We start from the raw sequence: 7,718 nt of genomic DNA on the forward strand, positions 1-7,718 counted from the left end.
ACGATGATCAGGTCGACGTCGGAGGCCAGCTTGCCCGCGTCCGTCAGCGCCTTTTTAGCCGCCTCGACCGCCAGATCGCTGGTCGGCTGGTCATCGCGGGCCTTGTGGCGCTGCTTGATGCCCGTGCGTTCCTGAATCCATTCGTCGGAGGTGTCGACGAACTTGGCCAGGTCGGCGTTGGTGACGATCTGTTCCGGCAGGTAGGAGCCGACGCCGGTGACGGCGCTGCGGGTGACGCTCACTGAAGGGGTTCTCCGGCAGGGGCGGAAGTGGGGCTGGAGTGGTCGAACACCGTGTCCAGCTTGCCCAGGTTGGCGCCCACCTTGGTCATATAGTCGCTGCGAGCCAGATCGACAGCAATGCGGATGGCGTTGCCGAAGCCCTTGGCGTCAGCACCGCCGTGGCTCTTCACGACAATGCCGTTCAGGCCCAGCAGAGGCCCGCCATTGATGGCGCTGGGGTCGATCTTCTGGCGCATCTGACGCAGGGCGGGCATGGCGATCACCGCGCCCAGCTTGGATTGCAGGCTGGAAGTCAGGGCCTCGCGCAGCAAGGCCGAGATGTAGCGCGCCGTGCCCTCGGCCGTCTTCAGGGCGATGTTGCCGGTGAAGCCGTCGGTGACGACCACGTCCACCGTGCCCTTGGCGATGTCGTCACCCTCGACGAAGCCGAAATAGTTCAGGTCGAACGGGCCGTCGCGCAGGATGGCGTGCGCCTCTCGGACCTGTTCATTGCCCTTCATGTCCTCGGAGCCGACGTTCAACAGACCAATGGTCGGGCGCGCGACACCGCGCACCGCTGACTGGAAGGCCTCGCCCATGATGGCGAACTCGACCAGTTGCTCGGCGTCGCTGCCGATGTTGGCGCCCACGTCCAGAACCGCCGTGTGACCTTTGAACGTCGGCCAACTGGCCACAATGGCTGGACGTTCCAGTCCCGGCGCCTGCATGCGCAGGATCAGTTTTGAGATCGCCATCAGGGCGCCGGTGTTGCCCGCCGATACGACACCGCGTCCACGCTGCTCTCTCACGAGGCGCACGCCGCCCGCCTCGCCCGACTTCACGGACTCGATGGCGTTCCACAGACTGGAGCCCTTGCCGCGGCGCATGGCCTGGGCGGGCTTCTCGTCCATGGCCACGACCTTGTCGGTGTGGCGGATTTCGCAGATGTCGCCGGTGAGAGCGTATTTGGCCAGCTCAGCCGTGATCTTCGCTTCGTCGCCATGCAGCAGGAAGCGAACCCCCTCCCCGCGATGGGCGAGAAGATAGCTGCGGATGCCGGGCACGATGACGGAAGGGCCGTGATCGCCGCCCATGGCGTCAAGCGAGATCGTAACTGGGGCTGGCAAATGGACCTCTTATTGTCGCGTCGTCTTGTCGCGCGACACTTATAGGGTTGCGCAAGAACGATAGCGTGAAGTCGGGGGATGCAACCAGCCAGCCCCTACGTCAACCTCAGCCTTGATCGTCTTGCGATTTAAGCGCCTTCAGCGCGGCGAAGGGCGAGATTTCATTGGGCTCTTCCGGCTGCACGAATTCAGCCCCCGGCTTGCGCGGGAACGGGTCCAGCGACAGGGCCAGTTGTTCAACGGCGTACTGACCCAGGTCGATCTTGCCGTCCTCGATCAGGTCGGCGTCTTCCTCGTCCAGGGTGACTTCGATTTCGTCGGTTTCCTGCGGCGCGGCCTCGATCAGTTGGATCGAAAATCGGCGATCCACGTCCACCGGCAGCGGCTCCAGCGTCAGGCCGCAGGTCTGGACGGCGTGAGCGGTGACCCGGCCCTTGAGCGTCCATTCGCTGGTCGACGGCGTGGGGGTCACGCTGAGGTCCACGACGAAATCCTCCAGACCCTGCAGGTCCAGGGCGCGGGCGATTCGCTTGCGCGCGTCCGCATCCGGCTCCAGCGTGCGGCTCAGGCCAGCGCCGATCTGATTGACCCGCACCGTCTCGCTATAGGGCAGAGCTGCGCTCATTTTACTTAAACTTCCGACCAGGCTGGCCGCGCCAGCACATCATTGAATTTCTGCGCCGCCAGTGCAGCGCGTGTCGTCAGGGCGTATCGCGCCAGATCACCAGCGTGTTCAGCCTCGGCCTCGGCATAGACATTGCGCGCCAGGGCCTCGACCAGCCCGCCCTCATCCGCATCGCGCAATGGCTTTTCATAGGCGGCCATGCGGCCATACAGGGCCTCGCCCAGTTTACGCATCTTCTTGCCCACAGCCACGTCGCCAACGCCCTCTTCGCGCAGGGCGTGATCCAGCGCCGAAACATAGACATCGAACAGGGCCTGCGCCGTATCCTGACCTTGCGGCGTGTTTTCATCGCGCAGACGCAGAACCAGCAAAAGAACATGCAGCGTATAAAGTTCGAATCGCGCGTCGATCTGATCCGCGACGCCCAATCGCGTGTAAAAGCCCGCATTCCGGGCCTGATTGACCGCCAAAGCGTACAATTCGTCGCCGACACGGGCGCCGGGACGGGGTTTGAATAGGTTTTTCAGCATGGATTCCTATGGCCCCTTTTCCGCCGCGCCGTTGAACTAGGACGCAGGTCCGTCTAGGTCAAAGACCTTGTTCTCTCGCAGGCGCCCGACCATGTCCCGTTTAGCCCCGCTTTTCGTCGCTGTTTCGCTGGCCGGTCTGTCCGCCGCCTGCGCCCCTGTGATCGGTTCCAACGGCTTCCAGGCTATTGACGCCAAGCCGCAGGACATCGTCGCCGGCACGGATACCAAGGAGACGATCCTGGCCCGCCTCGGTTCGCCGTCGACGACGTCGACCTTCGAACCGGATCAGGTCTGGTACTACATCAGCCAGACGACCGAAAAATACACCTACAACCGCCCGATGATCTCGAATCGCACCGTGACCGAGGTCACCTTCGAAAAGGGCACTGATAAGGTGTCCGGCGTTCGCACCCTGGGCCTGAGCGACGGCGAGCAGATCGCCATGAACCGCAATGAGACGCCGACCCGTGGTCGCGCCCTGACCGTGCTGGAGCAACTGCTGGGCAACGTCGGCCGTGGCCAACTGCCGCGCACCGAAGACAATACGCCGGGTCAGCGCCGCCCCGACTGATCGGAACGCGCACCTCAAGAAAATACGCCCCGGAGATCGCTCTCCGGGGCGTTTTCAATTCCGACAGGTCTGTGACCTAGCCGATGTTGCCGCTCGCCAGCACCGCCAGCAGCAGAAGCGCCACGATGTTGGTGATCTTGATCATCGGGTTCACCGCCGGACCAGAGGTGTCCTTGTACGGATCACCGACCGTATCACCGGTCACCGCCGCCTTATGGGCCTCGGAACCCTTGCCGTGGACGACGCCGTTCTTGTCGGTGAAGCCTTCCTCGATCACCTTCTTGGCATTGTCCCAGGCGCCGCCGCCCGACGTCATCGAGATGGCCACGAACAGGCCTGTCACGATCACGCCCATCAGCATGGCGCCCAGTGCGGCGAAGGCGTTGGCCTTATCCGAGATGTTCAGAACCACAACGAACAGGACAATCGGCGACAGCACCGGCAACAGCGACGGCACGATCATCTCGCGGATCGCCGCCTTGGTCAGGATGTCGACGGCACGACCGTACTCCGGCTTGACCTGATAGGTCATGATCCCGGGGTTTTCGCGGAACTGACGGCGCACTTCGGCCACAACCGCCTCGGCTGCCCGGCCGACCGCCATCATCGACATGCCTCCAAACAGGAAGGGCAGCAGTCCGCCGAACAGCAGGCCAACCACGACATAGGGGTTGGTCAGGTCAAACGTGATTCCGCCCATATCAGCAAAGAACGGATAGTCCGTCGGGTTGGCCGAGAAATACTGCAGGTCCGACGTATAGGCCGCAAACAGCACCAGCGCGCCGAGGCCCGCAGAACCGATGGCATACCCCTTGGTCACGGCCTTGGTGGTGTTGCCCACCGCATCCAGCGCATCGGTCGAATGACGCACTTCGCTGGGCAGGCCCGCCATTTCGGCGATGCCGCCTGCGTTGTCCGTCACCGGACCAAAGGCGTCCAGGGCCACGATCATACCCGCCACGCCCAGCATGGTCGTGGTGGCGATGGCGATGCCGAACAGACCCGCCAACTGGAAGCTGGCGACGATGCCGACGATGATGGTCAGGGCCGGAAGCGCCGTGGACTCCAGCGAAACCGCCAGCCCCTGGATCACATTGGTGCCGTGACCAGACACTGAGGCGTTGGCCACAGACCGCACCGGACGGAAGTTCGAGCCCGTGTAGTATTCGGTGATGACCACGATCGCCGCCGTGACGCCCAGACCGACCATGCCGGACCAGAACAGGGCCATCGGCTGGATCTCCAGACCGCTGACCGTCGTGATCGGACCCGTCACCATCTGATTGATGATCCACCAGACCGCGCCGATGGACAGGATGCCTGTGACGATCAGCCCCTGGTACAGGGCGCCCATGATGTTCTTCGACTTGCCCAGACGCACGAAGAAGCTGCCGATGATCGAGGTCACGACGCAAACGCCGCAGATCGCCAGCGGCAGGGCCATGATGACGTCGACATAGGGCTGGTCGCGGAAGAAGATGGCTGCCAGAACCATGGTGGCGACCGTGGTCACCGCATAGGTTTCAAACAAGTCGGCGGCCATGCCAGCGCAGTCGCCTACGTTGTCGCCCACATTGTCTGCGATGGTCGCCGCGTTGCGGGGGTCATCCTCGGGGATGCCCGCCTCGACCTTGCCCACCATGTCGCCGCCTACGTCGGCGCCCTTGGTGAAGATGCCGCCGCCCAGACGCGCGAAGATCGAGATCAGCGAGGCGCCGAAGCCCAGCGCCACCAGCCCGTCGATCACCTCGCGGCTGGTCGAGGCCAGTCCCAGATGCTGGGTCAGGACGATGTAATAGCCGGACACCCCGATCAGGGCGCCGCCCGCCACGAACATGCCCGTGATCGCGCCAGAACGGAACGCCAGGTTCAGTCCCTTGGCCAGGCTCTCAGACGCCGCCTGCGCCGTGCGCACATTGGCCCGCACCGAGATCAGCATTCCGGCATAGCCTGCTGCGCCCGACAGGACGGCGCCGATCAGGAAACCGACCGCCGCATAGACGCCGATCAGGAAATAGGCGGCGATCAGGATGACCACCCCCACCATGCCGATGGTCAGATACTGCCGCTTCAGATAGGCGGACGCCCCTTCCTGGATGGCGGCCGCGATTTCACGCATCTTGTCGTTACCGGCGCTGGCCTTCAACAGCACGCCGGTCTGGACGGCGCCGAACAGCACCCCCAGAACGCCCGCCGCGAAGGCTAGCGAAAGATAGATTGTCATGAGCGTTTCCATGCCCTTGCAAAGAAGCGCGCGGCCCCTTGGCGCGGCGGGCGTTATCGCCTCTATCCGCCTTCCGGTCCCCCCGCACGCGGCAGACGCGTCAGTGCGTCCCTTGGGATCTGCAAAGGCAGCCTGTCACGAGTAACGGCGTCATGCAACGATACCGCGGTACGCCTATCGTGCTTTCGTTAATCTAAAAGAGCCCGCCCAGATTGCAGCGCAAGTCGCTTTGTGAGAACATTGGTTTTCAATGGAGGCGTAAATGTTCGTCACTCTGATTATTGCATCAGCACTTTTTACCGCTCAGCAGACATCTGCATCAGCCGCCCCCACGACGCAGAGCCCTCCCTCTACAGTGTTGCCGCAGACGACAACCGATCTCCCAGCTCAAAGCAGTGCGCCTGCTGCGGCTCCACAGCGTAGACAAATGGTGTGCGAAAACCGCGCCCTCACAGGGCGCCGTCTCGAACGCCGGATTTGTTACACGCCAGAACAGTATGCGGAAATGATCGCGGTCAAGCGCAAGCAGGCTGAAGAAATGGTGGCTGGCACCCATGTTCAGGATGATCGCGCTGTACTGGGCGGAGATGGTCCCCTCTAGACATCTGTGGGAATAGCGAGAGGCGCACCTCGAAAGCGTGGGCAGGATAAAGCGAACAACGTGAGAACAGCGCAGATGTAAGTGAGCTGAATCCACAAATCTATTTATGGATTTGTCGAGAAATCACACCTTAGGCGCGATTAAAAGATCTTCGCTGTCTCATTCTCAATAGTTAATACGCCGTTCGAATACCCGACTGGCGTCGCGGGGTCTGAGCGACGATTTCGACCCGCGTGATCGAGCCGGGACCGCTTATGCTGTTGGCTGCGGACACCAGAGCAGATGACATTCGCGCCTCGTCCAGTCGCGTCCAGTCACCCGTCACGCTGAAGGGCGTGCGGTGCGCGGCCTTGACCAGGGCGTCGCGGAAATAGGCCTCCTTGGGCCGCATCTGTTCGATTGTCTTGCCACGCCCCAGCTCGAGGCGCAGCGACACAAAGACATAGTTACGAAGCCGTCCATCCGCGATGACGGGCAGGCCCAGGCCCGCGATACTCAGGGCCGGGCCACTGGATCGGGACGGTTTCGGGTTCGACGCGGCGGCGGGCTGTGCGACGACCGTGGTCAGTGCGACGGTCCCTGCGGCGATGAGCGATCTGCGATCCATGCCGTGACCCTGACAGATCGACGTTAGGATTCCCTTGCCAGCCTAGCCGTGCGTCCAGCCGGTGCGAGCCAACTGGATCGGCTGGTCGTCATAAAGAACAGTCAGGCCCGATCCCGCCGTCACCTCGCCGATCCGCGTCAGGCGCAGGAAGCGGCTTTCGGCCAGATGGCGCAGAGCGTCTTCATGGCGCGCCGGGGCGGTGAAGGCGATTTCGTAGTCGTCCCCGCCGGTCGCCAGTTCCTCCAGCGACAACTGAGGATCAACGCGGTCCGCGAACCAGGCCTGGGCCGCCGTCGACAGGGGCAGCACGTTCAGGTTCATTGTCAGGCCCACGCCGCTGGCCTTGGCGATATGCGTCAGGTCCGCCGCCAGTCCGTCCGAAACATCAACCGACGCACTGGCAAAGTCGCGCACCACATCGGCGAAATCCACACGCGGCATCGGCATACGGTAATGGGTAGTCAGGGCTTCAAGACGCTCGGGCTCCAGCGACAGTTCTCCCCGCGCCGCGCGCAGGCCCAGCCGCCCGTCGCCGATCTGGCCGGTGACGAAAACGAGATCGCCGACCTGGGCCCCCGCGCGCGACACAGCCCGGTCCTTCGGAACCCAGCCCAAACCCGTCAGAGAAAATGAGGCCGGGCCCGGCGTCTTCACCGTGTCTCCGCCCAGCAGAAGGACGCTGAATTGGACCTGATCCTGGGCCAGACCCGCGGCGAACGCCTTGCGCTCAGGCCAGCCGCACCGTTCCGACCAGGCGCAGGCCAGCAGATAGCCGAACGGCTCGGCGCCCTTGGCCGCCAGATCAGAAAGGTTCACCCGCAGCAGCTTCCTGGCCACCGTGTCCATCGGGTCTTCGGGCAGAAAATGCACGCCCTCGACCAGCATGTCCTTGGTCAGGACCAGGTCGTAGCCGGGGCGCGACGGCAGCACCGCCACATCATCAGCCAGACCCCTGCCCCATTCTGGATGGGCCAGGGGCTTCAGCAGCCTGTCGATCGTCTCGAATTCCCCCGCGACGTCGAGGGCGGGCATTATTTGCGCGTGTCTTTCGCCACGCCGTCCAGCGCCGCATTGACGAAGCGCCGCCAGCGCCCGTCGCCATCCTCGTCCCGTTCCAGCGCATTGACCGGGGCATCCAGTGCGCCTGCCTCCTGCGCCCGCGCGCCCACGCACCAGCCCTCCAGGATCAGCAGCCGCAGCCCCGCCCCGGCC

The 7,718-nt window shown here is 63.6% G+C and carries 8 protein-coding genes and 2 pseudogenes; 2 read left to right on the plus strand and 8 right to left on the minus strand.

The genetic code is table 11. From position 1 onward, the window contains the following. From QZ281_RS15950 to QZ281_RS15965, 4 genes and pseudogenes are all read right to left on the minus strand, one after another. A pseudogene (locus tag QZ281_RS15950) lies at positions 1–242 on the minus strand (3-oxoacyl-ACP synthase); the annotation flags it as partial. After that, positions 239–1,348: a phosphate acyltransferase PlsX gene (plsX, locus tag QZ281_RS15955; RefSeq protein ID WP_292230056.1), complete on the minus strand. Its 1,110-nt coding sequence runs from the start codon at positions 1,346–1,348 to the stop codon at positions 239–241. The gene plsX and the pseudogene QZ281_RS15950, both read right to left, overlap by 4 nt. A 106-nt stretch (positions 1,349–1,454) precedes the next feature. Continuing rightward, the gene (locus QZ281_RS15960) at positions 1,455–1,973 is read right to left on the minus strand and encodes a DUF177 domain-containing protein (protein WP_292230058.1); all 519 of its coding nucleotides are present in this window, start codon (positions 1,971–1,973) and stop codon (positions 1,455–1,457) included. 5 nt (positions 1,974–1,978) lie between these two features. Beyond that, on the minus strand, positions 1,979–2,503 hold the full coding sequence (locus QZ281_RS15965) for a ubiquinol-cytochrome C chaperone family protein (protein WP_292230060.1): 525 nt from the start codon (positions 2,501–2,503) through the stop codon (positions 1,979–1,981). 91 nt (positions 2,504–2,594) lie between these two features. On the opposite strand from QZ281_RS15965, the gene bamE reads away from it, so the two are divergent. After that, positions 2,595–3,074: an outer membrane protein assembly factor BamE gene (bamE, locus tag QZ281_RS15970; RefSeq protein ID WP_292230063.1), complete on the plus strand. Its 480-nt coding sequence runs from the start codon at positions 2,595–2,597 to the stop codon at positions 3,072–3,074. 76 nt (positions 3,075–3,150) lie between these two features. On the opposite strand, the gene QZ281_RS15975 is transcribed toward bamE, so the two are convergent. Further along, the gene (locus tag QZ281_RS15975; protein WP_292230065.1) at positions 3,151–5,298 is read right to left on the minus strand and encodes a sodium-translocating pyrophosphatase; all 2,148 of its coding nucleotides are present in this window, start codon (positions 5,296–5,298) and stop codon (positions 3,151–3,153) included. A gap of 262 nt (positions 5,299–5,560) precedes the next feature. On the opposite strand from QZ281_RS15975, the gene QZ281_RS15980 reads away from it, so the two are divergent. Beyond that, on the plus strand, positions 5,561–5,899 hold the full coding sequence (locus QZ281_RS15980; RefSeq protein WP_292230067.1) for a hypothetical protein: 339 nt from the start codon (positions 5,561–5,563) through the stop codon (positions 5,897–5,899). Between the two features lie 172 nt (positions 5,900–6,071). Here QZ281_RS15980 and QZ281_RS15985 read toward each other — a convergent pair whose 3' ends face one another. The 3 genes and pseudogenes from QZ281_RS15985 to QZ281_RS15995 form a co-directional block, all read right to left on the minus strand. Beyond that, the gene (locus QZ281_RS15985) at positions 6,072–6,506 is read right to left on the minus strand and encodes a hypothetical protein (protein ID WP_292230069.1); all 435 of its coding nucleotides are present in this window, start codon (positions 6,504–6,506) and stop codon (positions 6,072–6,074) included. Between the two features lie 42 nt (positions 6,507–6,548). Then, positions 6,549–7,538, minus strand: a complete 990-nt coding sequence (gene thiL / locus QZ281_RS15990; protein WP_292230071.1) for a thiamine-phosphate kinase — start codon at positions 7,536–7,538, stop codon at positions 6,549–6,551. After that, positions 7,538–7,718: pseudogene (locus QZ281_RS15995) on the minus strand (hypothetical protein); the annotation flags it as partial. The gene thiL and the pseudogene QZ281_RS15995, both read right to left, overlap by 1 nt.

The organism is Brevundimonas sp., from assembly GCF_018608325.1.
Taxonomy (GTDB): domain Bacteria; phylum Pseudomonadota; class Alphaproteobacteria; order Caulobacterales; family Caulobacteraceae; genus Brevundimonas.

Bases quoted from the DNA above. Each gene is read 5' to 3' on its own strand.
- QZ281_RS15960 (WP_292230058.1), bottom strand. From the start codon at position 1,973: ATGAGCGCAGCTCTGCCCTATAGCGAGACGGTGCGGGTCAATCAGATC.
- QZ281_RS15965 (WP_292230060.1), bottom strand. From the start codon at position 2,503: ATGCTGAAAAACCTATTCAAACCCCGTCCCGGCGCCCGTGTCGGCGAC.
- bamE (WP_292230063.1), top strand. From the start codon at position 2,595: ATGTCCCGTTTAGCCCCGCTTTTCGTCGCTGTTTCGCTGGCCGGTCTG.
- QZ281_RS15975 (WP_292230065.1), bottom strand. From the start codon at position 5,298: ATGACAATCTATCTTTCGCTAGCCTTCGCGGCGGGCGTTCTGGGGGTG.
- QZ281_RS15980 (WP_292230067.1), top strand. From the start codon at position 5,561: ATGTTCGTCACTCTGATTATTGCATCAGCACTTTTTACCGCTCAGCAG.
- QZ281_RS15985 (WP_292230069.1), bottom strand. From the start codon at position 6,506: ATGGATCGCAGATCGCTCATCGCCGCAGGGACCGTCGCACTGACCACG.
- thiL (WP_292230071.1), bottom strand. From the start codon at position 7,538: ATGCCCGCCCTCGACGTCGCGGGGGAATTCGAGACGATCGACAGGCTG.